This window comes from Janthinobacterium sp. BJB446 (assembly GCF_002735655.1).
In the GTDB taxonomy this organism is placed as follows: Bacteria; Pseudomonadota; Gammaproteobacteria; order Burkholderiales; family Burkholderiaceae_D; genus Janthinobacterium; species Janthinobacterium lividum.
In genome coordinates this window covers 2,697,993-2,723,399 of the sequence record NZ_PDZK01000001.1, presented here as the reverse complement: position 1 = coordinate 2,723,399, position 25,407 = coordinate 2,697,993, and the positions used below count along the sequence as shown (strand labels likewise).

General features: G+C 62.8%; 23 protein-coding genes and 1 riboswitch. Of the genes, 10 read left to right on the top strand and 13 right to left on the bottom strand.

Going from position 1 to position 25,407, the window contains the following annotated elements; translation table 11 throughout:
• Positions 1-101: 101 nt before the first annotated feature.
• Positions 102-2,279, bottom strand: coding sequence for a TonB-dependent siderophore receptor (locus tag CSQ92_RS12040; protein ID WP_099394218.1), 2,178 nt, complete (start codon positions 2,277-2,279; stop codon positions 102-104).
• 85 nt (positions 2,280-2,364) lie between these two features.
• A riboswitch (TPP riboswitch) is annotated at positions 2,365-2,462 on the bottom strand.
• Positions 2,463-2,539: 77 nt separating this feature from the next.
• Positions 2,540-3,697, bottom strand: a complete 1,158-nt coding sequence (locus CSQ92_RS12035; RefSeq protein ID WP_034779411.1) for an iron-containing alcohol dehydrogenase — start codon at positions 3,695-3,697, stop codon at positions 2,540-2,542.
• Positions 3,698-3,839: 142 nt separating this feature from the next.
• On the opposite strand from CSQ92_RS12035, the gene CSQ92_RS12030 reads away from it, so the two are divergent.
• On the top strand, positions 3,840-4,145 hold the full coding sequence (locus CSQ92_RS12030) for a ferritin family protein (protein WP_070282200.1): 306 nt from the start codon (positions 3,840-3,842) through the stop codon (positions 4,143-4,145).
• 125 nt (positions 4,146-4,270) lie between these two features.
• On the top strand, positions 4,271-4,750 hold the full coding sequence (locus CSQ92_RS12025; protein WP_034779408.1) for an Imm26 family immunity protein: 480 nt from the start codon (positions 4,271-4,273) through the stop codon (positions 4,748-4,750).
• Positions 4,751-4,875: 125 nt separating this feature from the next.
• Here CSQ92_RS12025 and CSQ92_RS12020 read toward each other — a convergent pair whose 3' ends face one another.
• Positions 4,876-6,234, bottom strand: coding sequence for a sensor histidine kinase (locus CSQ92_RS12020; protein WP_034779404.1), 1,359 nt, complete (start codon positions 6,232-6,234; stop codon positions 4,876-4,878).
• Positions 6,235-6,247: 13 nt separating this feature from the next.
• Positions 6,248-6,949, bottom strand: a complete 702-nt coding sequence (gene ompR / locus CSQ92_RS12015; protein WP_223278807.1) for an osmolarity response regulator transcription factor OmpR — start codon at positions 6,947-6,949, stop codon at positions 6,248-6,250.
• Between the two features lie 263 nt (positions 6,950-7,212).
• Here ompR and CSQ92_RS12010 point away from each other — a divergent pair, with 263 nt between their 5' ends.
• Together CSQ92_RS12010 and CSQ92_RS12005 are read left to right on the top strand one after the other, a co-directional pair.
• The gene (locus CSQ92_RS12010; RefSeq protein WP_070255514.1) at positions 7,213-7,602 is read left to right on the top strand and encodes a hypothetical protein; all 390 of its coding nucleotides are present in this window, start codon (positions 7,213-7,215) and stop codon (positions 7,600-7,602) included.
• A 158-nt stretch (positions 7,603-7,760) separates the two neighbouring features.
• The gene (locus CSQ92_RS12005; protein ID WP_083299964.1) at positions 7,761-9,620 is read left to right on the top strand and encodes a flagellar assembly protein A; all 1,860 of its coding nucleotides are present in this window, start codon (positions 7,761-7,763) and stop codon (positions 9,618-9,620) included.
• On the opposite strand, the gene arfB is transcribed toward CSQ92_RS12005, so the two are convergent.
• Positions 9,621-10,019 (bottom strand): alternative ribosome rescue aminoacyl-tRNA hydrolase ArfB, encoded by a 399-nt coding sequence (gene arfB / locus CSQ92_RS12000; RefSeq protein ID WP_034779396.1) that lies wholly within the window; start codon positions 10,017-10,019, stop codon positions 9,621-9,623. It abuts the gene before it with no gap.
• Between the two features lie 195 nt (positions 10,020-10,214).
• Between arfB and CSQ92_RS11995 the strand changes: the two genes are divergently transcribed.
• On the top strand, positions 10,215-10,697 hold the full coding sequence (locus tag CSQ92_RS11995; RefSeq protein ID WP_034779394.1) for a chemotaxis protein CheW: 483 nt from the start codon (positions 10,215-10,217) through the stop codon (positions 10,695-10,697).
• Positions 10,698-10,733: 36 nt separating this feature from the next.
• On the opposite strand, the gene CSQ92_RS11990 is transcribed toward CSQ92_RS11995, so the two are convergent.
• The 7 genes from CSQ92_RS11990 to dapC all read right to left on the bottom strand — a co-directional run bounded on the left by CSQ92_RS11990 (position 10,734) and on the right by dapC (position 19,345).
• Complete coding sequence (locus CSQ92_RS11990; RefSeq protein ID WP_070255513.1) at positions 10,734-12,731, bottom strand: ATP-binding cassette domain-containing protein; 1,998 nt, start codon at positions 12,729-12,731, stop codon at positions 10,734-10,736.
• Positions 12,732-12,869: 138 nt separating this feature from the next.
• Positions 12,870-13,760 (bottom strand): 50S ribosomal protein L3 N(5)-glutamine methyltransferase, encoded by an 891-nt coding sequence (gene prmB, locus CSQ92_RS11985; RefSeq protein ID WP_070282203.1) that lies wholly within the window; start codon positions 13,758-13,760, stop codon positions 12,870-12,872.
• 56 nt (positions 13,761-13,816) lie between these two features.
• Entirely contained in the window at positions 13,817-14,953 is a 1,137-nt protein-coding gene (gene dapE, locus CSQ92_RS11980; RefSeq protein WP_092606046.1) for a succinyl-diaminopimelate desuccinylase, read from the bottom strand.
• Positions 14,954-15,001: 48 nt separating this feature from the next.
• Positions 15,002-15,358: an ArsC family reductase gene (locus CSQ92_RS11975; RefSeq protein WP_099394217.1), complete on the bottom strand. Its 357-nt coding sequence runs from the start codon at positions 15,356-15,358 to the stop codon at positions 15,002-15,004.
• Between the two features lie 133 nt (positions 15,359-15,491).
• Positions 15,492-17,039 (bottom strand): FAD-dependent oxidoreductase, encoded by a 1,548-nt coding sequence (locus CSQ92_RS11970; RefSeq protein WP_099388342.1) that lies wholly within the window; start codon positions 17,037-17,039, stop codon positions 15,492-15,494.
• Between the two features lie 232 nt (positions 17,040-17,271).
• Positions 17,272-18,099: a 2,3,4,5-tetrahydropyridine-2,6-dicarboxylate N-succinyltransferase gene (gene dapD / locus CSQ92_RS11965; protein ID WP_099388341.1), complete on the bottom strand. Its 828-nt coding sequence runs from the start codon at positions 18,097-18,099 to the stop codon at positions 17,272-17,274.
• Positions 18,100-18,112: 13 nt separating this feature from the next.
• Positions 18,113-19,345, bottom strand: coding sequence for a succinyldiaminopimelate transaminase (gene dapC / locus CSQ92_RS11960; RefSeq protein ID WP_099394216.1), 1,233 nt, complete (start codon positions 19,343-19,345; stop codon positions 18,113-18,115).
• Positions 19,346-19,569: 224 nt separating this feature from the next.
• On the opposite strand from dapC, the gene tsaB reads away from it, so the two are divergent.
• The 4 genes from tsaB to CSQ92_RS11940 are packed head-to-tail and all read left to right on the top strand — an operon-like array spanning position 19,570 to position 22,649.
• The gene (gene tsaB / locus CSQ92_RS11955; RefSeq protein ID WP_180276999.1) at positions 19,570-20,295 is read left to right on the top strand and encodes a tRNA (adenosine(37)-N6)-threonylcarbamoyltransferase complex dimerization subunit type 1 TsaB; all 726 of its coding nucleotides are present in this window, start codon (positions 19,570-19,572) and stop codon (positions 20,293-20,295) included.
• Positions 20,292-20,801 carry a ribosomal protein S18-alanine N-acetyltransferase gene (gene rimI / locus CSQ92_RS11950; RefSeq protein ID WP_070255497.1) on the top strand — a complete coding sequence of 170 codons (510 nt, stop codon included), beginning with the start codon at positions 20,292-20,294 and terminating at the stop codon, positions 20,799-20,801. Before tsaB ends, rimI begins: the two co-directional genes overlap by 4 nt.
• Positions 20,798-21,709 (top strand): uracil-DNA glycosylase, encoded by a 912-nt coding sequence (locus CSQ92_RS11945; RefSeq protein WP_099388340.1) that lies wholly within the window; start codon positions 20,798-20,800, stop codon positions 21,707-21,709. Before rimI ends, CSQ92_RS11945 begins: the two co-directional genes overlap by 4 nt.
• Positions 21,702-22,649, top strand: coding sequence for a DUF1853 family protein (locus CSQ92_RS11940; protein WP_180276899.1), 948 nt, complete (start codon positions 21,702-21,704; stop codon positions 22,647-22,649). The genes CSQ92_RS11945 and CSQ92_RS11940 overlap by 8 nt, the downstream gene beginning before the upstream one ends.
• Before the next feature lie 75 nt (positions 22,650-22,724).
• Here the strand turns inward: CSQ92_RS11940 and lplT are convergent, their stop codons facing one another.
• Complete coding sequence (gene lplT, locus CSQ92_RS11935) at positions 22,725-23,987, bottom strand: lysophospholipid transporter LplT (RefSeq protein WP_034779369.1); 1,263 nt, start codon at positions 23,985-23,987, stop codon at positions 22,725-22,727.
• Between the two features lie 257 nt (positions 23,988-24,244).
• Here lplT and alr point away from each other — a divergent pair, with 257 nt between their 5' ends.
• The gene (alr, locus tag CSQ92_RS11925; protein ID WP_099394215.1) at positions 24,245-25,342 is read left to right on the top strand and encodes an alanine racemase; all 1,098 of its coding nucleotides are present in this window, start codon (positions 24,245-24,247) and stop codon (positions 25,340-25,342) included.
• Positions 25,343-25,407: the final 65 nt, after the last annotated feature.

Genomic DNA, 25,407 nt, shown 5'->3' with positions numbered 1-25,407 from the left:
GTAATTATAGCAATTTAATAATTACCACAGTGTAATATTTTAATTATTTGATATTTTCGTCCACGAATAGGGGCATGTCCGGCGCATGCCCCATGTGGTTGTCAGAAGTCGAATTGCGCCGACACCTTCAAGGTGCGGCTTGCACCCGGGAACAGGTAGCCGCCTGCTTCCGGAGTCACATCGCGCCAGTAGAACTTGTCCGTCACGTTGTTGACGGTGGCGCGCAGCACGGCTGGCGTGCCGGCCAGGCGCGTGGCCCAGGCGGCGCCCAGGTTGAACACGCTGTACGAAGGCACGAAGGTGGTGTTGTTGTTTTCAAACGCCTTTTTGCCCGCATATTCCCAGCTGCCATTCACGCTCAAGCCCGCCACTTGCGGCACGGCGTAGTCCGCGTGCACGGCCGCCTTGAAGGCCGGCACGTTGGGCACGCGCTTGCCATCGTAGTCCGCACTGCCCGTGCCTGATTGCTGGCTGTTCAGGGCCGTGATGGACGCGCCCAGGTTCAGGTTGGCCGATGCCTTGCCTTGGGCAGACAATTCCAGGCCACGGTGCTGGGCCTGGCCCGCGCGCACGAAGTTGTAGGTGCTCATGCTGCTGTCGAGGTACTGGTTGAATTCCAGGCCCTTGCGGATCTGAAACAGGGTGGCGGCCACCATGAAGTCCGGCGTCAGGTCCGCCTTTACGCCCAATTCGATCTGCTTCGAGCGGCTCGGTGTCAGTTCCACATTGGCGTTTTCCGCGTAGCGGTCGGCCGTGCCGCCGTGCTCCATGCCCTGCGAATACGATGCATACACGGCGATATTGTCTTGCGGGTTGTACACCAGCGCCACGTTCGGCAACAGGAAGTCGTGCTTGGCGCGGATTTCCTTGTCGGCCTTCAGCACATACTGGTAGCCATCCACATTGATGTGGCGCAGGCCGCCATGCAGCTTCCAGTTGGGCGCCAGGCTGACGATGTCCTGCACGAAGACGGATTTTTCCTTGTCGTTGCGTACCAGGCGCACGGGGCCCGTGACGCCGTCGGATGGCGCGACGATGACGGGGCGATAAATGTTGCTGATGCCCACTTCGTCGTACACGTACTTGCCGGCCCGGTCCTTGCGGTTGAAGTACGACACGCCGGCAGTGAATTCGTGGCGCAGGCTGCCCGTGGCGAACTTGCCCTGGATCATGGCTTGCGCGCTCAGCGGCTTTTTCGTCTCGCCCAGGCTGCGGAAGTCCCATACGGAGAAATCGCCATTGCTGCAGAAGACGGGCGCCCAGCCTTCCGGGCTGCAGCCATACGGATACGCCGTGTAGTCGTCGCGCTTGAACGAGTGCTGGTTGGCGGAGAGGGTGGCGTGCCAGTCGTCATTGAAGGCGTACTGGAAGCGCAGGCCGAGGTTGCTGGTGACGGTTTCCACCGGATGCGTCCACGGCTGCTTGTTGAGCATGGTGTCGGCGCTGACGTTGGCCGGCAGGCTGCCGTTGCTCAGCAGCTGGAAGCCGGGCGCCGTGACCTGCGCCTTGTCCTGGTAGTCGGCGTCGAGCTGCAGCAGGGCTTGCGGGGAAATCTGCCAGTCGAAGGCGCCGGAAATGAACCGACGGTTGCCGTCCGCGCCCTTGATGTAGGAACGCAGGCGCTCGGCCGCCACGTTGACGCGGTAACCGAAGCGCGTGTCTTCCAGGCGTCCGCCCAGGTCGACGGCGCCATACACGGTGCCCCGTTCGCGCGCTTCCACGGTGACGCTGCGCAGCGGTGCGGCGGTGGGGCGCTTGACGATGAAGTCGATCACGCCGCCAGGCGCGGCCACGCCTGCCTGCAAGCCGGCCAGGCCTTTTAATACTTCGATGCGTTCCTTGTTTTCCAGCGGAATTTGCGTGTCGCCAGGAATGGCCACGCCATCCTTGCGGTAGCTGGAGTTCGTGTCGAGCTTGAAGCCGCGGATGGTGAACTGTTCTGCGTAGCCGACGGCGTTGTACGATTCGTTGATGCTGGCGTCGAGCTTGACGGCATCGCTGAGATTGCGGATCTGCAAGTCCTGCATGTCTTTTTGCGAAATGACGGTGACGGACGCCGGTGTCTGCAGCAGCGGCGCGTCGGTAAAGCCGCCCACGGAGGCGCGCTTGGCGGCCGGCGCCTTGCTGGCCGTGACGACGACTTCGGCCATGTTTTGGGCCTGCGGATCGGTGGCTTCGGCGGTGTCGTTCGCAGCAAAGGCAGGCGCGGCAAACGCGTGCAGGATGGCCAGGGTCAGTACAGGACGGGAAAAATGCGCAGATAAATTCGGTGTGGACATAGATTGCTCGTGGTTCAAGCCGTCTCTGTAAAGAGCACGGCAGGCTGCTTGTTCGGCTGGCGCCAACGCAGGAGCTATCAAAGGAGGGAGGTACTTTGCGCTTTCCTTCGCTGGCATTATCCAGATCAGGTACGAAGGGTATCTCTCACCCGGATAACGACTCCAGGACCCCTAGCGGTTGACAGCTTAGCATGAACCACGGCCAGCTGTCCCCCTGGCTGACCGTTTTACAACAGTGTGGCTGGAATTTGCAAACTGCGCTACAGACTCAGTTCCAGCACCTTGCGGCTGACGGCGGGCGTCACTTCGCGCTGCTCGCCCAGCGCCGTCATGCCGTGCGCTTCCAGGGCGGACACGACGGCATCCACGCTGGCGTGGTTCAGGCCGTAGTCGGCCAGGCGCGTCTTGACGCCCATGTGGCGGAAGAAGAATTCCGTGCGCGCGATGGCGGCCTCGATGCGGCCATCCTCGTCGCCGCCGTCGAGTCCCCACACGCGGGCCGCGTATTGCAGCAGCTTGGCGCGCTTGGCCTGCTTGCGCACGCGCAGCATGCTGGGCAGGATGATGGCCAGGGTTTGCGCATGGTCGAGCTCGTACAATGCCGTCAATTCGTGGCCGATGGCGTGCGTGGACCAGTCCTGCGGCACGCCCACGCCGATCAGGCCGTTCAAGGCCAGGGTGGCGCTCCACATCACGTTGGCGCGCACGTCGTAGTCGTCCGGGTGCGACAGGGCTTTCGGGCCTTCCTCGATCAAGGTCAATAAAATGCCTTCGGCGAAGCGGTCTTGCACGGACGCGTTCACAGGGTAGGTCAAATACTGTTCCATGACATGCGCAAACGCATCGACGACGCCATTGCCCACCTGGCGTAGCGGCAAGGTGAACGTTTTCGACGGGTCCAGCACGGAGAATTTCGGATACACCTTGCGGCTCATGAACGAGCGCTTTTCCTGCGTGGCCTTGCGCGTGATCACGGCCGAGCCATTCATTTCGGAACCCGTGGCCGGTAACGTCAATACCGTGCCGAAGGGCAGGGCGGCCTCGACGATCTTGCCGCCTTTCGCCAGGATGTCCCACGCCTCGCCTTCATGCAGGGCGGCCGCGGCGATGAATTTGGTGCCATCGACCACGGAACCGCCGCCGACGGCCAGCAGGAAATCGATGCGCTCGCTTTTCACCATGGCCACGGCCTGCATCAGGGTTTCATAGCTGGGATTGGGTTCGATGCCGGCAAATTCCAGCAAGGTATGGCCGGCCAGCGCCGCCTTGACTTCATCGTAGACGCCGTTCTGCTTGATGCTGCCGCCGCCATACGTCATGAGCACTCTGGCATGCGGCGGGATCAGCGCCGTGATGGCGGCGATCTGGCCCTGGCCGAAGAGGATTTGCGTCGGATTGTAAAAGTCGAAATTGAACATGGGGCTCCTGCCGCTGGGGTTTAGGCTGTTGCTGAGCCATGATTATGGCCGAACGGGTGGAAACGTGTCGTGGACGCTTGAGCTTTTCGCCCGCGCGGTGGAGAATGCAGCCGATGTCACCACCACGCGAAAAGGAATGCGCATGACCAACGTCCCACTGGAAGAATCCGGCTTGCCGGCCACCGCGCTCGACATGCACCGCGCCATCGGCGCCACCATCGCCGCGCTGCAGGCACTGGACTTGAACAGCCAGCGTTTCGAGGCGTGCACGGACCCGGAACTGCGCCGCGTGCTCGCGCATGCGGGCGACACCAGCCGCAAGGAAGCGGCCATGCTGCTCGAATGGATGCGCCGCCGCGATGCGCGCCTGGACGCGGCCATGAAGGAAGCGCTGTTCAAGGCGGGACCGATTGTTGCCCAGTATCACTATGACGAGAAAATATTGTAACTATTGGTTTGTTGCTGTGGCGTACCATGCGCCACTTTTGCATCGTTTCGCGTAGACTGTGCCCCTAATTAAATTTAACGTCGGATAGCAGCGGCTGTCCGGTGTATTCCAGGGGGCTTCAAGAAATGAGATCATTACCATACCGAGAAGGCAGCTGGTTTGCCGTGCCCTTGCCGGGCGGCGGCTATGCCGTCGGCGTGGTGGCGCGCAGGGCGCCTGCCGGGCGCATCATGCTGGCGTATATGTTCGGGCCGAAGCGCGACAGCTTGCCGACGCTCGATGAGCTGGAAGGCTTGCGGCCGGAACAGGCCGTACGCCGCCTGCGCACGGGCGACATGGCCCTGCTCAACGAGCGCTGGCCCCTGCTGGGTGACAGCCTCCATTGGGAGCGCGACGCCTGGCCCATGCCGGCCTTTATCCGCCGCAATGAATCCTTGCAGCGCGCCTGGCGCGCCAGCTATGCGGACGCCGACCCTGCCAAGCTGAACCGCGAGGAATCGATCCCCTTCGATACGCCGGGCATGGAGAGCGATTCCCTGTACGGCTACGGGGCGACGGAACTGCTGATGAATAAATTGCTGGCGCAAGAGCAGGCGTCCGCTTGACCGTTGTCGGGCGGCGGAAACGCCGGAGCCGGTGGCGTAGGTCGGATTAGCGCCTGGCGCGTAATCCGACAGGAATAGCCAACAATGTTGTCGGATTAGGCGAGGCAAGGCCTCGCTGATCCGACCTACGCCGCTGGCAAGCTGATCTGAAACGCCAGGCCGCCGCCTTCGCGGTTGCGCACTTGCAATTCGGCGCCATGGCGCAGCAGCACGCGGTCGACGATGGCCAGGCCCAGGCCGGCGCCGTTTGCCTGCCCGCGCGCCGTGTCGAGGCGGGTGAACGGTTTCATCAGTTGCTCGATCTTTTCTGCTGGCACGCCCGTGCCGTGGTCTTGCACCTCGATGATGACCTTTTTCGCGCCGTGGCTGGTGCGCACCTGGCAGGCGATGTCGATTTCCGTCACGTCGCTGCCCGGCGTCTTGCCATAGCGGCGCGCATTCTCGATCAGGTTGTTCAGCACGCGGCGCAGGTCGGTGGGGTTGCCCATCGCATGCGCGCCATCGGCGATGCTGGCGTTGATCTTCACATCCGGCAGGCGCATGGCTTCGCGCGTCATGTCGCTGAGCAGGCCGCTGAGGTCGACATCCGTAAAGCTCGACGCTTCCGTCGGCTTGGCATAGTCGAGGAACTGGCCGATGATGGCGTCCATCTGCCCGATATCGGACTGGATGCCTTCGCGCGCCTCGTCCGACAGGTTTGCCATTTCCACTTCCAACTGCATGCGCGCCAGCGGCGTGCGCAAGTCGTGCGAAATGCCTGCCAAAATCACGGCGCGGTCCGATTCCACCTGTTTCAGATCATCGACCATCTGGTTGAAGCTGCGGTTCGCCTCGATGATTTCGATCGGGCCCTTTTCCGGCAGCGGCGCCGGCTGCTTGCCCTTGGCGATGTCGCGCGCGGCCGCCGTCAAACGCGACAGCGGCAGATTGATCAGGCTGGAAATGATGGCTGCGCCCAGCAGGGACAGCAGCGACACCAGGCTGGCCCAGCCCAGCCACTGGAAGCCCGTCAGGCCGCGCAGGCGCTCCCGGTCCAGCATCAGCCAGTACTCGTCGTCGTCGATCTTGAAGCTGACCCAGAAGCCGGCCACGCCGTTGACGCGCGCGGAAAAGCGCGTGTCCTTGCCCAGCTTGGCCTTCACCAGCGCCTCGATGTCGGGCATCAGGTAATTGTCGGGCGGCGGCTCGATGCGGTCGTCCTCTTCCAGCGAGAAGATGCGGATGCCTTCATTGCTGACGAGGTCGAACAGCAGCTCGCGCCGCAGCTCGGGAGCCGAGTGCGTCAGTGCCGCATGCGTGATGGTAACGACGGAAATGATCTGGGCGGAAATCTGCTGCGCCTGCGGCTCGCGCTGGATGAAGGAAATCATGCTGAACCAGGCGATCATGCTGACCGTGGTCAAGGTGCCGAGCAGCAAAAAGGTGCGCCAGAACAAGCCGCTTTTCAGCCGCGCCAGGCTGATATCGGGAAAAAGCTTCATCATGCCTCGCCTGCGATCAGCGCGGCTGTCCGTCCGGGATGAAGACGTAACCTAAGCCCCACACGGTCTGGATGAACAGCGGGCTCGACGGATCAGGTTCGATGAGTTTGCGCAGGCGCGAGATTTGCACGTCCAGGCTGCGGTCGAACACTTCGTATTCGCGGCCGCGCGCCAGTTCCATGAGTTTCTCGCGCGACAGCGGCTGGCGCGCATGGCGGGCAAACACTTTCAGCACCGAAAATTCACCGGTCGTCAGCGGCACTGTTTCGCCATTCTTTTTCAGGGTACGCGTGCCCAGGTCCAGCACGAAGTCGCCGAATTCGAAGGTTTGCGGCGTTTCCGACGGTGCGCCCGGGATTTCATCGGGACCCTTGCGGCGCAGCACGGCGCCGATGCGGGCCACCAGTTCACGGGGATTGAATGGTTTCGGCAGATAATCGTCGGCACCCATTTCCAGGCCCACGATGCGGTCCACGTCCTCGCCCTTGGCCGTCAGCATGATGATCGGCGTCTGGTCGCCCGCGCCGCGCAGGCGGCGGCAGATCGACAGGCCGTCTTCGCCCGGAAGCATCAGGTCGAGTACCAGCAGGTCGTAGCGTTCGCGCAGCCACAGTTTGTTCATGGCCGTCGCGCTCTCTGCCGTAAAGACATTGAAGCCCTGTTCGGTCAGGTAGCGCCGCAGCAGGTCGCGCAGGCGCACATCGTCATCGACTACCATGATTTTTGCCTGGTGGCCGTGGATCGATTGCGTTGTTGTATTGCTGCCGGAAGTGGAGGTTGTGGTCATTTAGGGTGTCGTGTTATCTTATATTAGTTGCTATAGTAACGCCTCGCGCGGCGTCGGCAAGGGGCTGTGGCGACCCATTACAAAGTGTTACAAACTTTACCCAATTACTCTTACTGCACCGTGTAAAGCATCATACACTGGGGCCACAGTGGAAATCAGCTTTAGTTTATACGGCATCGCGGAAGAGGAACTCAATGAATATCTTTACTAAAAAAATTCACGCCGCTCCCAGCGCAGCTATTGCTGCACGTACGACCGTGCTGTCCGCATTTGCCGTTTGTTCCGTGTTTGCCGCCAGTCTGGCGGCAGCGCAAAACCAGCCGCCGCCACGCCGTGACGACCAGCAGCAAATGCAGGCCCAGCGGTATGAACAGGTACAGCGCAGCAACAGCAATGATACGCGACTGCGCGAACAGCGTGACGCACGCAGTTTCGACACGCGCGCAGAAGAGCAGCGCCGCGCCAACGAAGGCGCCGACGCCTCGCGCCGCACGGGCCGCATGACGCCCGACGAACGGCGCGACCTGCGCCGCCAGATCAACGAAGTGGGGCAGGACATTTACTCGAATCCCCCGCGCCGCTAGGCAGCCATCCCCCTCCGACAGGGCCATCTCGCAAGACATGGCCCTGTTTGCATCTGGCCGCATGCATTGTTGCTCAGTCAGGCACACGGCCCCGCCCCGTGATATTGTTCTAGTGCACGGAGGCAATTCTTTGAAATGGCTGCTGGGGGAGGCAAGGCGTGAGCGACGACGACACACCCGTTCCGGATGCGGTCCCCGCAGGCGGCTTGCCGCACGGCCTGGTCCAGCGCGACGAGGGCGTGTTCCTTGACCTGTCGCTGGCGCCGGCGCAGCTGCGCACCGCCGTCGAGCAGCTGTTCCAGTCGGGCCAGCTGCTGGCCGGCCTCGATTACGGTTTGTTCCTGCTGACCCTGTTTCATGCCCCTACTCCCCGCGCCGCGCCCAAGGGCGATGCCCTGCTGCGCATCGCCGTGCGCGTGGCGCCATTCCCGCCCGCGCGCCGTGCGCTGTACAAACAAATCAAGATCCGTGGCGACAGCGCCGAATTTTACTTTGAAGCCTTGCCTGCGGACGCGGACGGCCAGGTGCCGGCGCGCCGCGAATTCGACGAGCTGGTGGCCGACCTGTGGTGCAAGGGCGTGCACTACGGCATCGATAGCGCGGCCGTGCGCGCCATTCTCGCCAGCGGCAAGGCCGAGCGCATCACGGTGGCGAGGGTGCTGCCACCACAGCCGGGGCGCGACGCCCAGCTGGTCGAAGTGTCGCAAGGCATCCACCGCGACGATGCGCCGCGCGAACGCTCCGATGGCCGCCTGGATTTGCTCAGCTTCAAGAACCGCTTTCCGCAAGTAAAAAAACACGCGCGCCTGCTGCGTCTGCTGCCGGGGACTCCCGGCTTGCCCGGCTACGACCTGGCCGGCAAGGCGCTGCCGCCGCCCGCGCCGCTGGAACTGGACCTGGCCACCGTGGCGGGGCCAGGCACGGCGGTCGAGCATTTCAGCGATGGGGATTTCGTCGTGGCCACGCAAGATGGCTATGTGAATGTCGATGAGCAAGGCAAGATGTCCATCGAAAACAAGATCGTCAGCCGCGAAGGCGTCAGCAGCCGTACGACGGGCAATTTGAAGCTGAGCGCCGCCTACGAGGAGTACGGCGAAGTGCAGGAGCAGCGCCAGCTCGACGGCAGCGACATCACCATCCATGGCGACGTCTACGGCCACTTGCACTCGCATGGCGGATTAATATGGCTACAGCGCAACCTGGTGGGCGGCACGGCCTTCAACGAGCATGGCGACGTGCGCGTCGAGGGCGTCGCTTCCGGCTCCGTGCTGCAGGCGCTGAGCGGCGAAGTGCATGTGAAGCGCGCGGAAAGCTGTGTCATCGCCGGCACGCGCGTGGTGATCGACAGCGCCAGCAATTGCGAGATCATCGCCGACGAGGTCGTCATCGAACTGGCCGAAGGCTGCGCCGTGGCGGCGCGCACCATCCGCATCGGCAGCGCCGGTCCCCGCAAGCAGGTGGAGATGCTGCTGTTCCCGCTGGTGCCCGATTTGAGTGCGCTGGAACAAAAGATCGCCGAGAGCCTGGCGAAGGCGGCGCAATTCCTGCAGGTGCAGCACAAGCGCCAGCAGGAAATCGATGCCATCGCGCAATTGCCCGAGGTACGCAATTACCTGACCCTGGCGGGCCAGCTGCGGCGTGGCGAATTGCAACTGCAATCAACGCAGCAGATACAGTACGACAAGCTGGCCGCGCGCATCGCTCCCGTCCTGAAAGAGGTGGCGCGGCTGCGCGTGGAGGTAAAACAGTCGGAAATCCTGCACGCGCAGATGCTGGCGCTGGTGGAACAATTGCGTCAGGAGCGGCAGGCAACGGCGGGCCAGTCGCGCTGCACCCTGAGCCTGATTGATGGCGAGACGACGGTGCGCGCCCTCGTCGTGCCGCCCGGCCCGGCCAAGGTCTACGACCGGCCGCCGAAGGAAATCAAGGCCTTGCTGCGCAGCGCCACGCCGGCCACGCAGCCCGTGTTCGCAGATAGCACAGGCAGCCTGGACTGGACCTACCAGCCGCCACTCTGATCAGTCGATAACCTTGCCGCGAGATTGTTTGAGGACGCTGTGCGTGCTCTTGCTGTCGAGACGGCGCCGCTGCGAGCTGCGCGTGGGCTTGGTGGCGCGGCGCACGGCGGGCAGGAAGGTCACGCTGTCGATGATTTCCTGCAAGCGCCGCAACGCTTCTTCCTTGTTCTGTTCCTGGCTGCGCGACTGCTGCGCCTTGAGCACCAGCACGCCATCCTTGCTGATGCGGCTGTCGCGCAGGGCCAGCAGCCGTTCCTTGTACGCTTCCGGCAGCGACGAGGCGGCGATGGGGAAGCGCAGATGGATGGCGCTGGACACCTTGTTGACGTTCTGCCCGCCCGGGCCCTGGGCGCGGATGGCGGAAAATTCAACTTCAGCGGGGTTGACGAGGTGTTGCATGGCCTGCCTGTTGGGGAATGATGTGGGTATTGTAAGGGAAGATGGCTGCGCCGGCGCAAGGCCGGGCGCTGAGGCCAGGCTGCCTTCCGGGAAAGTTGATGTTTCTCAACGCCGCCTGCGGTGATGCTGGTTAGCATGGGGCCAACGTTGCGCCACTGCGCATCCTGGCAGCGCCTACCGGATGAAAGGAACACCATGCAGCCCACGACCACGCCTGGCGCCGCAACGACCCAATACCTGACGCAGTACTTGAGCTTCCGGCTGGGCGGCCTGGAATACGGCCTCGATTACCGTTGCGTGCGGGAATTGCGTCCTCTGAAGGAACTCGACCGTTTTTCCTCGGAAGGGGAAGTGCTGCACAGCGTGGCCGTTTCGCGCGGCGTAATCATCCCCATCGTCGACATGCGCGCCGCGTTTGGCAGCGCCCACGGCGCGCCCGACCCGGCCACCGACGTGATCATTTTGCAGCTGAGCAATGGCGTGATGGGCATGGTGGTCGATGGCGTCACTGATATCGTCAGCCTGGCCGCCAGCGACATCGCCGCCGTGCCCGGCCTGGGCGAGGCGGAAGCCGATTACCTGCTGGGCCTGGGCACGGTGGCGGGGCGCCGATTGATCCTCGTCGACATCGACCGCCTGATGGCGATCCGCAGCCCCAGTCCCATGCAGGCGGCATAAAAAAAGACGACCCGGGAGTCGTCTTTGTGTCTTGCGTTAGCCCAGTTTCTCTAACTGATCCTGCAAGTCCAGCCATTCCGCTTCCAGCTGCGCCAGGTCCTTGGTGAAGAAGGTCTGGTCGGCCAGCAATTGCTTGAGCTTGGCCTTGTTGGCCGCGTCATAGATGGTCGGCTCGCCCAGCTTGGCGTCGGTTTCCGCCTTTTGCGCATTGCGCTTGGCGATCTGCTCTTCCTGGCGCTTGATCTTGTTTTCGATCGGTTTGCGCAGGGCGGCGGCCTTCTGGCGGTCTTCCGCTTCCTTGCGCTTGTCGCGCACGGGCGCGGCCGGGGCGGCGGCTACCGGCGCAGGGACGGAAGACGTCACGGGGAAGTCGGTCTTGTTGGCCTTGCCGGCGGCCGGCAGCACGTCCGTGCCCTTGCCCAGCTTGGTCTTGAACAGCCAATCCTTGTAGTCGTCCAGGTCGCCGTCGAACGGTTGCAGCTTGCCGTCGGCAACGATGATGAATTCGTCCGTGGTGGCGCGCAGCAAGTGGCGATCATGGGACACGACGACCAGGGTGCCTTCGAACTGGGCCAGCGCTTCCGTCAGCGCTTCGCGCGTTTCCAGATCCAGGTGGTTGGTCGGTTCATCGAGCAGCAGCAGGTTAGGACGCTGCCAGACGATCAGGGCCAGCGCCAGGCGGGCTTTTTCGCCGCCCGAGAACGGTGCGATGGACGCCGTGACCATGTTGCCGGGGAAGTTGAAGCCGCCCAGGAAGTTGCGCAGTTCCTGCTCGCGCACGGTCGGGGCGATCTTGGCCAGATGCCACAGCGGCGATTCGTCGTGGCGCAGCATTTCCACCTGGTGCTGGGCGAAGTAGCCGATGTTGAGGCCCTTGCCCATGGTGGCGTCGCCCGTCAGCGGCATCAGTTCGCCGGCGATGGTCTTGATCAGGGTCGACTTGCCGGCGCCGTTCTGGCCCAGCAGGCCGATGCGCTGGCCGATCTGCAGCGAAAACTTGATGCCGTTGACGATGGTTTTATGCGTGATTTCGCCCGTCGCTTCGTTCTCGATCTTGTAGCCCGCATCGACGTCTTCCATCACCAGCAGCGGATTTGGTGCCGACAGCGGCTCGCGGAATTCGAACGAGAATTCGGCGGCGGCGCGCAATGGCGCCAGCTCTTCCATCTTCGCCAGCGCCTTCATGCGGCTTTGCGCCTGGCGGGCCTTCGAGGCTTGCGCCTTGAAGCGGTTCACGAACGATTCCAGATGGGCACGTTTGCGCTGCTGCTTTTCCAGCGCGCCGGCGGCCAGGATCATCTGCGCCGCGCGTTGGCGCTCGAAGCTCGAGTAGTTGCCCGAGTAGCGTTTCAGCTTGCGTTCGTCGATATGCACGACCACGTTGACGACTTCATCGAGGAAGTCGCGGTCATGGGAAATGATCAGCAGGGTGCCGGCGTAGCGCTTGAGCCAGTCTTCCAGCCAGATGATGGCGTCCAGATCCAAGTGGTTGGTCGGTTCATCGAGCAGCAGCAGGTCGGACGGGCACATCAGCGCCTGCGCCAGGTTCAAACGCATGCGCCAGCCGCCGGAGAAACTGGCCACCGGTTGCTGCATCTGGTCCAGGGTGAAGCCCAGGCCCAGCAGCAATTGCTCGCCGCGCGATTGCACGGTATACGCGTCGGCATCGGCCATGGCGCTGTAGATTTCGCCGATGGCGATACCGTTTTCCGACGTGGCAGGCTCTGATTCCAGGCGCGCCAGTTCCGCTTCCAGTTTGCGCAGGGTGACGTCGCCGTCAATCGCATAATCGAGCGCGGCACGGTCCAGCGGCGGCGTTTCCTGCGCCACGTAAGCCACGCGCCATTTGGCCGGGAAATCGATCTCGCCCTGGTCAGGGTGCAATTCGCCACGCATCATGGCGAACAGGCTCGATTTGCCCGCGCCATTGGCTCCGATCAGGCCGATCTTGTCGCCCGGATTGAGGGTGACATCGACTTGTTCGAGCAACGGTTTGATGCCGCGCATCAGGCTTACTTGTAGGAAACGTATCATTTTTTTCTTTGTAAAGGCTAGGCTTTGACCCCCGCCGTAAAAACATCGTGTAGGTCGGATTAGTCCGAAGGACGTAATCCGACGGGTGCCGCACAGGCATGTCGGATTACGCTACGCTAATCCGACCTACCAATTCCATTAAACCAGCTTCAACTGCTCGGCCGTCAGCAGGAAGACCATGTCGTCGCCGGCGCTCGTCGTCAGCCAGGTCAGGCCCAGCTCGCCGAAGGCCGCTTCGGCGTATGCGCGTTCGTTGCCGATTTCAATCATCAGGATGCCGTCGTCCGTCAGGCGTTCGGCCGCGCCGGCGATGATCTTGCGCACCAGGTCCATGCCGTCGCTGCCGCCGTCGAGGGCGATTTGCGGTTCAGCCAGGTATTCCTGGGGCAGGGCGCCCATCGAGGCGGAATTCACGTATGGCGGATTGCTGATGATCAAATCATATTTCTTGGCCGGCACGTTGGCGTACAGGTCCGATTCGATCAGGGTGACGCGGTCCTGCAATTTGTAGGTGTCGACGTTGCGCTTGGCCACGGCCAGCGCGTCGGCGGAAATGTCCACGGCGTCGACTGCGGCGTTCGGGAAGGCATCGGCCATCATGATAGCCAGGCAGCCCGAGCCGGTGCACAGTTCCAGGATATTTTCCACGGCTTCCGGTTCCGCCACCCATGGCGAGAAGTATTCAGGGATCAGTTCGGCGATGAAGGAACGGGGCACGATCACGCGCTCGTCGACGTAGAAGTTATACGTGCCCAGCCAGCCTTCCTTGGTGATGTAGGCGGCCGGCACGCGGTCGATGCTGCGGCGGTCGATGACGCTCATCACGCTGGCCACTTCCGACGGCAGCAGCTTGGCGTCGAGGAAGGGTTCGAGCTTGTCGAGCGGCAACTTCAAGGTGTGCAGGATCAGATAGGCCGCTTCGTCGAACGCTTCGGCGCTGCCGTGGCCGAAAAACAGCTTGGCGGTATTGAAACGGGTAACGGCGTAGCGCAGCAGGTCGCGTGGCGTGGAAAACGGGTTCGGGGTCATGGCATTCTCGAAAAGACGGTGTTCTGGCCCGCCGTGACGGGCCTCGGTATTCTGGTTCAGACGGGCAGCAAATGCTCCAGCGTGCGCCGGTAAATATTCTTCAGAGGATCGATGTGGCGCAGTTCGATGTGCTCGTCGATCTTGTGAATACTGGCATTGGGCGGCCCGAATTCTATCACTTGGGGGCAGATTTGCGCGATAAACCGGCCATCCGAGGTGCCGCCCGTGGTCGACAGCTCCGTCGTGATGCCCGTTTCCGCGTGGATCGCGGACGACAGCGCATCGGAGAGGGTGCCGCGCGGCGTGAGGAAGGGCAGGCCGCTCAGGGTCCACTGCAAATCGTATTGCAAATCATGCTTGTCGAGGATGGCGTGGACCCGTTCCTGCAGGTTTTCCGCCGTGCTGGCCGTGGAAAAACGGAAATTGAAATCGATCACCATGTCGCCGGGAATCACGTTGTTCGCGCCTGTGCCCGCGTTGATGTTGGACATTTGCCACGAGGTCGGCAAATAGTACTCGTTGCCGGCATCCCATTTTTCCTCGACCAGGTCGGCCAGCGCCTGCGCCGCTTCGTGAATCGGGTTTTTTGCCAGGTGCGGGTAGGCGATATGGCCTTGCACGCCCTTGATAGTCAGCCGGCCCGACAGCGAACCGCGGCGGCCGTTCTTGATCATGTCGCCCAGCTGCGCGCTCGAGGTCGGCTCGCCCACCAGGCAATAGTCGATCTGCTCGCCGCGCGCCTTCAATTGCTCGCAGACGATGACGGTGCCGTCCGTGGCCGGGCCTTCCTCGTCGCTAGTAATCAGAAAGGCGATCGAGCCCGTGTGCCCGGGCGTGGCGGCGATGAATTCCTCGCAAGCAACCACCATGGCGGCGATCGAGGTCTTCATGTCGGCCGCGCCACGGCCGTACAGCTTGCCGTCGCGGTGCGTGGGAATGAAGGGCAGCGAACGCCATTGCTCGACGGGACCGGTCGGCACCACGTCCGTATGCCCGGCAAAGACGAAGACGGGCGATGTCGTGCCACGGCGCGCCCACAGATTGGTGACGTCGTTCGACTGTATCGTTTCGCAGACAAAGCCCAGCGGCGTGAGGAGGTCGATCAGGTGCTGCTGGCAGCCCTTGTCGTCGGGCGTGACCGAGGACAGGGCGATCAGTTTTTCGGTCAGGGCAAGGGTTTTGGAGGTGGTCATGGGTAAGGTCGTGCCGGCAACATCGTTCCGGTGGTCAACTAAGTATGGTTACAGCGAGAAAAGGGTCTTGTACTGCACATCGGAAAACGCCACGCTGAACTGGCCATCCTTGTCCAGCACGGGGCGCTTGATGATGGACGGGTTTTCCAGCATCAAGTCCAGGGCACTTGCCGCATCGACGGTGGACGCCTTGCGCTCGTCGGACAGGGCGCGCCAGGTCGTGCCTTTCTTGTTGACCAGCACATCCCACGGCAATTGCTGCAGCCACGCCTCGACGGTGGCGCGTTCCAGGCCCTGCTTCTTGAAGTCGTGGAAGGTGAAATCGAGTTGTTGCGCGGCCAGCCAGGTGCGGGCCTTTTTGACGGTATCGCAGTTGGGGATACCGTAGAGTGTAATGGTCGTCATGGGTAGGGCTAAGGGGAATGAATGCGGTTCGCTTGACCGTGGCGCTTGCGCCAGGGAAAAAAGCGATGATAGCCGCCATTATACAGTCGATGCGCAGTCGATGCGGCAGTGCAACACGCCCCAGTGATTTGCCCTACACGGGCCGTGGCGCCGCCTTGCCCGATTCGGCCGGACCGAAATGCAGGCCAAGTCGCAAGGCCAGGGCGCGCAGGGCGCCGCTTTCCTGCAGGTGCAGGGCCAGCGCGATGTGGCCGTCGGGGCGCACGAGATAGGCCGCGTCGCGGCCCAGGCCGGCCAGTTTGGCGGCCACGTTATACGTGTAGCAATGCACGGGCAGTTTCAGCACGCGCGCTTCGTCGAGCAGCTCGGGCGCTGCTTCGCCATAGATGTGCAATTGCCAATCCATGCTGCGCAAGGCCGTGAAATTGTCTTGCGTGCCGTCCGAGAACCACGGCAGGCGGTCGCCGCCGCGCAGGTATTCCGCATGGCCCGCGGAAAGGGCGCTGTCTTCATAGCTGATCTGGATTTGCGACACGGTCCGGAACAGCAGCCGGCGCGCGCGCGCGAAGCCGGAGAGGAAGGGCAGCGCGTGCGGCACCAGCCAGCGGCGCAGGAATTGCCCGGCCATGCCTTGCGCGACGATGGCCTGGAAGGCCCGGTCGGTGGTGGCGACGAGCTTGCGGGCAAACACGATGCGCTCGCTTTCATAGGTGTCGAGCAGGGCGTCGTTGCTTTGTCCCCGCAGTTTTTGCGCCAGTTTCCAGGCCAGGTTGACGGCGTCGCCCAGGCCCGTGTTCATGCCCTGGCCGCCCACGGGGCTGTGCAGGTGGGCCGCGTCGCCGAGGATGAAGCAGCGCCGTTCGCGGAATTGTCCGGCCACCCGGTGGTGCACCTTATACGTGGAAAACCAGTTTACGTGTTCGACCTCGATGCCCAGCAAGGCTTGCACCTGCTCCCGCACGTCGTCGAAGACGGGCGCGGGCGCACCATCGGGGCGGTCGGGCAGGATGCCGATCAGGCGCTGCATGCCGCTGGTGCGCACGGGCAGCATCAGCGCAAACGAGTTCGCGCCCAGGTGGGCGTGCAAGTCCGTATTCTTGCCGGCCACTTGCGCGTCGGCCACGTAATACAGGTGGTCGTAGGTGCCGCCGGAGAACGCAAAGCCGGCGATCTCGCGCACCTTGCTGCGGGCGCCGTCGCAGCCGCAAATATAGTTAAACGTGCAATATTGGCGTTCGCCATTGTTGAGCAGGATGGCTTGCACTTCGCTATCGTCCTGCGTCCACAGGTCCAGCGCCACGTTCCATTCCACGTGCACGCCGGCCGCCGCCAGTTTGCTGATCAGGAAGCGTTCATGCTCGTCCTGGGGCAGGCTCAGCACGAAAGGATAGGGGCTCAGCCCTTCGCCGATCTCGCCCAGCGCCAGTTTCACCAGCTCCTCGCCGCCTTCGTGGATATGCATGGCATTGATCTTGATGCCCAGGTGCACCAGCTCGTCGGCAAAGCCCAGCTGCTGGTAAAACTCCAGCGTGCGCGCATGCACGGCCATGGCCCGCGACGCCTGGCCCGGACCGCTATTCCTGTCGATGATGCGGCAATCGACGCCATGGCGCGCCAGGCGCAAGGCAAGCATGAGGCCGGTAGGACCGGCGCCGACGATCAAGACGGGAGGAGTATTCATGCCATCCAGTATAGGACAGGATGGGGCATGGCTGCGCGACGATTGAAGTTGCTGGCCGGAAATGAAAATGTCCCGCCAAATGGCAGGACAGGATTTTTTACGTGCGTCACGACGCCTCTGCAAACCGTAGCGAGCACGCTCAATATCGGGTCGAGTAGCGGAACTGTACAGTTAGTACAGTGAGCAACGGAAACCCGATAGTGGGCAGCGCAGTAGGTTTACAGAGGTGTCATCAGATACCGCGCAAGAGTTCGTTGATGCCGGTTTTCGCGCGCGTCTTCGCATCCACGCGCTTGACGATCACGGCGCAGTACAGCGAGTACTTGCCGTCTTCCGAAGGCAGGTTGCCCGAGACCACGACGGAACCGGCTGGCACGCGGCCGTAGGTCACTTCGCCCGTGGCGCGGTCGTAGATCTTGGTCGACTGGCCGATGTACACGCCCATCGAGATGACCGAGTTTTCCTCGACGATCACGCCTTCGACGATTTCCGAGCGGGCGCCGATGAAGCAGTTGTCTTCGATGATGGTCGGGTTCGCTTGCATCGGTTCCAGCACGCCGCCGATGCCGACGCCGCCGGACAGGTGGACGTTCTTGCCGATTTGCGCGCAGGAACCGACGGTGGCCCAGGTGTCGACCATGGCGCCTTCATCGACGTAGGCGCCGATGTTGACGTAGGACGGCATCAGCACGACGTTCTTGGCGATGAAGCTGCCGCGGCGGGCGACGGCGGGTGGCACGACGCGGAAACCGCCCTTGGCGAAGTCTTCCTTCGTGTAGTTGGCGAACTTGGTCGGGACCTTGTCGTAGAACTGCATCGTGCCATCGGATGGCAGGACGACGTTGTCTTCCAGGCGGAACGACAGCAGCACGGCTTTCTTGACCCACTGGTTGACGACCCAGTCGCCCGAGGTTTTTTCCGCCACGCGGATGCTGCCGTTGTCCAGGCCATTGATGACGTGGGAGACGGCGTCGCGCAATTCGGCCGTGCCGTTGCCCGGATTGATCTCGGCGCGGTTTTCCCAGGCCAGGTCGATGATGGTTTGCAGTTGTTGGCTCATGATGATGTCTTGTTTATGTAGGGGTTGATGCGGATGCGGAAAGCTGCTGGCAGAATTTTACTATGCGCAACGCTGCTTCCAGCCCTTCGGCCGTTTCGGCCACGAGGGCCATGCGGATGCGGTTGCGGCCCGGATTGATGCCGTGCGCGTCGCGCGCCAGGTAGCTGCCAGGCAATACCGTGACATTATATTCGGCGTACAGGCGTTGCGCGAATTGCGTGTCGGACAGTCCCGTGCGGCTGACGTCGGCCCACAGGTAGAAGCCGGCGTCCGGCAATTGCACGTCCATCACCGATTGCAGCAGCGGCGTGATGGCGTCGAACTTGGCGCGGTACTTGGCGCGATTTTCCTCGACATGGGTTTCGTCGTTCCAGGCCGCGACGGAGGCCGCCTGCACGGCAGGGCTCATGGCGCCGCCGTGGTAGGTTCGGTAAAGCAGGAATTTTTTCAGGACTTCCGCGTCGCCGGCAACAAAGCCCGAGCGCATGCCCGGCACGTTCGAACGCTTCGACAGGCTGGAAAACACCACCAGGCGCGCATACGGGCGCTCGATGGTGGACAGGCCCAGCATGTGCGCCGCCTGCAGCGCGCCCAGCGGGGGCGTGTCGCCGTGATAGATCTCGGAATAGCACTCGTCGGCGGCGATGACGAAGTCGTAGCGCTCGGACAGGGCGAACAGGTGTTCCCAGTCCGTCAGGGTCAAGACGGCGCCCGTCGGGTTGCCGGGCGAACACAGGAACAGCAGTTTGACCTTTTCCCATATGCTGGCCGGTACGCTGTCGTAGTCGCAGCCGAAATTGCGCGCCGGGTCGGAATTGACGAAATACGGTTCGGCGCCGGCCAGGTAGGCCGCGCCTTCATAGATCTGGTAAAACGGATTCGGGCTGATCACCAGCGAGCCGGCCGACGGATCGATCACCGTTTGCGCCAGCGCAAACAGCGCTTCGCGCGAACCGTTCACGGGCAGGATTTGCGTGGCAGGATTGAGCTTGGGGATGCCGTAGCGGCGCTCGAGCCAACCAGCGATGGCCGTGCGCAAGGCTTCCGAGCCGATGGTGGTCGGATAGCTGGCCAGGCCATGGATATTGTCGGTCAGCGCCTGTTCGATGAACGCCGGCGTCGGGTGCTTGGGTTCGCCCATGCCCAGGCTGATGGGCGCATACTCGGGGTTGACCGTCACGCCGGCAAACAGCTGGCGCAGCTTTTCAAATGGATATGGTTGCAGTTTAGCAAGAAGTGGATTCACGGAACGGACCAGGGCAAGAGTGGAAAGACGATGTTGCTAAGCGACTAACTGGCGCGGCAGACTGGATGCCGGTCAAATAATAAGCTGCGTCTTTCATTATAGCCGTCCTCGCGGGCCCGCTGTGCAAGCCGCATCGGGCCGCGCCGGCCTGATCGTTGCCCGGCTTGCCACGGCATGCCGCAGCGGGGAGTGCCGCGCCATGGCGCGGCAAGGTAAAATACGCTATGTCTACCTTACTTCCCACCCTGCTTGCTATTGAAACTTCGTCCGAACTCGCCTCCTGCGCCTTGCTGCGCGGCGATGTCGTCCTGTCCCGCGCGTCGTCGGGCGTGCGCACCCATTCCCAGTCCACCTTGCCGATGGTGCAGGAATTGCTGGCTGAAGCGGGCGTGACCCTGGCCGACGTCGATGCCATCGCCTACGGCTCCGGTCCCGGTTCGTTTACGGGCGTGCGCACGGCCTGCGGCATCGCGCAAGGCCTGGCCTATGGCGCCAGCCTGCCCGTCGTGCCCGTTGTCACGCTCGACGCCATGGCGCTGGCATGCCACCAGCAGCATGGCGAGCAACGCATCGTGACCGTGCTTGACGCCCGCATGGGCGAAGTGTACTGGGCGCAATATGATTGCCAGGATGGCTTGCAGCTCGTTTCGCCACCGGCACTGAGCGCGCCGGCTGGCGTGGCGCCGCAAGGCGATGTTGCCGGCTGTGGCAACGGCTTTAGTGCCTATGCCGAAGCACTGGCCGTGCTGCCATGCGCTGCGACTGCTGACGCGGCCATCATGCCGCATGCCGTGCAAGTGGCGCAACTAGCGCGCATCGCCTTTGCCGCCGGACATTTCGTGACGGCGGCCGAGGCGCAGCCTTTGTACTTGCGCAACAAGATCGCCTACACGAGCGCGGAACGGCACGAGATGCAACAGGCCAAGGCCGCCGCGGAGCCGGCACAATGATGGAGGCGGGCAAGGACGCAGTGACGCAGGATGGCAGCGCGGCAGGCTGGGACTTGCTGCGCCTCGACTATCAGCCCATGGTCGAAGCGGACCTGCTTGAGGTGCTGGCGCTGGAGCAGCGCGTGTATCCGCATCCCTGGACGCATGGCAATTTCGTCGATTCCCTCAAGAGCGGCTACCCTGCCTGGGTGCTGCGTGACGTGGACGGCACCTTGCTCGGCTACTTTTTGCTGATGCTGGTTGTCGATGAAGCGCACTTGCTCAACGTGGCCGTCGAGGGCGCCATCCAGGGCCAGGGGCTGGGCCGCTTCCTGTTGAATCAGTCCTGCGCCTGCGCCCGCCAGCTGGGCATGGAATCGATGCTGCTGGAAGTGCGCCCGTCGAACGTGCGCGCGCTCGATATTTACCAGCGCTATGGATTTGAACAGATCGGCCGGCGCAAGGGATACTATCCGGCCAGCAACTCGCAACGTGAGGACGCCATCGTGATGCGTTATACCTTATGAGCCGCAGCGCTGTTTTCCTCGATGAAATGGGCGTCGGTCCCCTGTGGCACTTGCGCCAGGGCGCCGCAGCCGAAGCCGTTGATGTCGTCGAAGCTCCCATGGAGATGGAAGTCGCCGTGGCGGCTCCCATGGCCGAAGCCGCTCAAGCCGTGACTGAGGTGGTTGCCGAGGTGGCCGCTGCGGTCGTTGCCGAAGTGGTCGCCGAGGTGAAGGCTGAGGTACCCGTCGCCGTTGCCGCCACGCCAGTGCCCGCCGCCGCGCCCGACGACACGGCCTGGTTCGACGATGCGCCGCCACCGCCGCCTGCCAAACAGTTGAGCGATACGGATATCGCCGCCCTCGACTGGGAAGGCTTGACGGCCGCCGTCGCCAAGTGCGCGCGCTGCGACTTGTGCAAGACGCGCAAGGGCGTCGTCATGGGCCGTGGCGATCGCCAGGGCGATTGGCTGATGCTGGCCAGCAGTCCCTCGCGCACGGAAGAACGCGAAGGGCGCGCCTTGCCGGGCGAGCAGGGCAAGTTGCTCGACAATATGCTGAAAGCCATCGAAGTCGATGCGGGGCGCGACGTGTACATCACGCATTTGCTGAAATGCCGTCCGCTCGATGAGGCGGGCCAGGAGCGCTTGCCCACCGAAGCGGAATCGGCCGCTTGCCGCCCGTACTTTGACCGCGAACTGGCCCTGCTGCAGCCGCGCACCATCGTCACCCTGGGTTCGATGGCCGCCGCCGGCATCAATCCCGGCGAGAAACCCGTGCGCGGCACCGTACGCCAGCTGGGCAATGCCTCGGTCGTGGCCACCTTCCATCCGGAAATGTTGCTGCAGGACGAGACGGGCAAGGCCAAGGCGCGCGCCTGGGCCGACCTGTGCCTGGCGAAAAGCGCCCACGGCGATTCGCACGGTGAGTGATGCGGCCGGCGGCACGTTTCAGGTCCGCTTCGAGCAGCGCTGGGGGCATCTGACGCACCCCCGCGTGCGTGCGCTGGCCTGGCTGCTGGACTCGCCCGACTTGCTGGACCCGGCCAGCCCCCACTGGGGCGGGCGCATCGCCAGCCTCGCGCCCGTCACGCCCTTTGTCGCGGCATGGCTGGGGGCGCTGCAGGATGATCCGTCGCCGCTCGATGCGGCGCTGGGGCCGAAATTCTATTCCCGCCTGGGCCTGTATGCTGAAAAGCTGCTGGCCTTTTATTTTGAGCAGCATGGACTATTGCAAGCGCATGGCTTGCAAGTGCAGGTCAATCGCAACGACACGGTGGGCGAGTTCGATTTTTTGCTGCGTGATGGGGTGCAGGGTGACGCGTTGCTGCACTGGGAATTCGCCACCAAGTTCTACCTGCTGGAAGGCGCGCCCGATCCCGGTATTTTCAACCACTTGATCGGCCCCAACCTGGCCGATACTTTGGGCTTGAAGATGCGCAAGATTCTCGACAAGCAGCTGGCCTTGTCTCGTCATCCGGCCGCGCAAAGCCTGCTGGCGCAACCTGTGCGCGCGGCGCAGGCACTGGTCAAGGGCTGGCTGTTCTATCCATCAGGCGCCACGCCCGCCATGGACGGCATTTCCCAGGAACATGGACACGGCTTCTGGTGCACGCCGGCGCAATTGCCGGCGCGGCGCTATGTCGTGCTGCCGCGCCTGCAATGGCTGGCGCCATTCAAGGGGCGCGACGTGGAAGTGCTGGACGTGGATGCCTTGCGCGCACAGTTGTTTGATCTGGCGCAACCCGTAATGGTGGCAACGGTGGATACTATCGAAGGCTGGGAAGTGGAGTGCACGCGCGGTTTTGTCGTGCCGCATGACTGGGTGGAGCAGGCTGCCGCGCGGCGGCTGACAGGCACGCTACCTGCGTAACCATGTACCGTGAGCCTAATGCCGAAGTCATGTAGGTCGGATTAGCGCGTAGCGCGTAATCCGACGCCACATTGCTTAATGTTTCTGCTCGCCAATCAAGGACAGATTGTCATGCTCTGCCTGGTTCAGCTTGTGCTTGCGCATGATCATGTACATGGTGCCGGCGACGAACAGGCCGAACAGGGTGATGATGATGTTCAGCGGCAGGTGCAGGCGGATCATGATCGAGTACACGGCCAGCATGGTCAGAATCGACAGGTTCTCATTGAAGTTCTGCACGGCGATGGAATGGCCCGCGCTCATCAGCACGTGGCCGCGGTGTTGTAGCAGGGCGTTCATGGGCACGACGAAGAAGCCGGACAGGGCGCCGATCAGTATCAGCAGCGGGTAGGCGATCCACACGGAGTGCACTTGCGTCATCATCATGACGATCACGCCCATGGCGATGCCCAGCGGAATGACGGTCAGCGATTTGCGCAGTGGAATGAAACGTGCCGACAGCACGGCGCCGGCGGCCACGCCGATGGCCACCACGCCCACCAGGCTGGTCGCCTTGTCGAAGGGCATGTTCAGCGATTGCTTGGCCCATTCCAGCACGATCAGTTGCAAGGTGGCGCCAGCGCCCCAGAACAGGGTCGTCACGGCCAGGGTGATCTGGCCCAGCTTGTCTTTCCACAGGATGGAATAGCAATTGGCAAAATCGGTAATGAGTTTGATAGGATTGCGTTCCTGGTGCGGATACACGCAGCCCGTGTCGGGAATCTTCAGGTTGGCCAGGGTTGCCAGCACATAGATGCCGACCACCACGCACAGGGCCGCTTCCGTCTTGTTGGTGATGCCCGTGTCGATCAGGGGGAAGTCGAAGGAGAGCAGCATGTCGGACACGTGGCCGCTGACGAGCGCGCCGCCCATGACGGTGCCGAGGATGATGGAGGTGACGGTCAAGCCTTCGATCCAGCCATTCGCCGCCACCAGCTTTTCCGGCGGCAGCAGTTCCGTCAGGATGCCGTACTTGGCGGGCGAGTACACGGCCGCGCCAAAACCGACGACGGCGTAGGCCAGCAGCGGGTGTACGTGGAAGAAGACGAGGGCGCAGCCGAAGATCTTGACCATGTTGGCAATGAACATGACCTTGCCTTTCGGCAGAGCATCCGCGAAGGCGCCGACAAAAGCGGCCAACAGCACGTAAAACAGGACGAATGACAGTTTGAGCAGCGGCGTGATCCACGCCGGTGATTTCATGGACACCAATAAATCGACGGCGACAAAAAAGAGGGCGTTATCTGCCAGCGAGGAAAAGAACTGCGCCGCCATGATGGTATAAAAACCACGATTCATTCTGGAATGCCTGAAATCATATCTGGCTTGCTTTATACCACGAAAAAACGGCAAACCCCAAGTTTGGAAGGGGCTGCTTTGCATAGTCTTGTCTAAGCGAAGCTTAATTTTTCTGCCGTAGAAAAATACACATACATGTGAGCATTTTGTACATGCTGTCCTGGGCGACCATCGCAGGCATTCCCTTGCCGGCTTGCCGACCCGCATCCAGCCCATCCGGTAAAATACGGCTTTCCCACCCGCCGTGAACGACGCATATGCCCAGGCCCCTTATCGCCACCATCCATCTCGATGCCATGCAACACAATCTGGCGCGCGCCCGTGCCGGCGCCCGCGGCGCCAAGGTGTGGGCCGTCGTCAAGGCGAACGCCTATGGCCACGGCCTGGAACGGGCCATGCGGGGCTTTTCTGACGCTGACGGACTCGCGCTGGTCGAGGTCGATTATGCCGTGCGCTTGCGCGAACTGGGGTGGACCAAGCCCATCTTGCTGCTGGAAGGGTTTTTTGATGCCAGCGATTTGCCGGTCATGGCGCAGCACAAGCTGAACGGCAGCGTGCATTGCGAAGAGCAGATCGCCATGCTGGCAGCGGCGCACTTGCCGCACAGTATTGATGTGCACTTGAAAATGAATACGGGCATGAACCGCCTGGGTTTCACACCGCAGGCCGTGGCGGGTGCGTATGCGCGCCTGCGCGCCATCCCGCATATCGGTACGATCACCTTGATGACGCACTTCGCCAATGCGGACGAGGCGGCGCCCACGCGCTTGCCTTTGGCCCAGCAGATGCTGCGTTTTGAAGCGGGCGCGGCCAGCATAGGCACGCCGCTGCCGCGCAGCCTGTGCAATTCGGCCGGCGTGCTGCTGCACCACCTGGACAGCGATTGGGTGCGCCCCGGCATCATGCTGTACGGCGGCACGCCTAGCGGCGCTCCCGGCGGCACATCGGCGCAAGCATTCGGCTTGCTGCCCACCATGACCTTGCGCAGTCGCATTATCGGCATCCAGGATATCGCCGCCGGCGAAGTGGTGGGCTATGGCAGCCGCTACGAAGCGGTAGGCAATATCAAGGTGGGCGTGGTGGCCTGCGGCTATGCGGATGGCTACCCGCGCCACGCGCCCGAAGGCACGCCCGTGCTCGTCGACGGCGTGCGCACGGGCCTCATCGGCAGGGTGTCGATGGACATGCTGATGGTCGATCTGACGCACGTGCCGGGTGCAAAAGTTGGCAGTGCCGTGACCTTGTGGGGCCAGGGCATGCCGATCGACGAGGTGGCCCTGGCTGCCGGCACCATCGGCTACGAGCTGATGTGCGCACTGGCGCCGCGCGTGCCCGTGGTCGAAGCGACACAGTGACGGCGGCCCGCTGTTTGTATATACTGTATATATAGACAGCAGTTTCACCTTACCCAGGCAAAGTA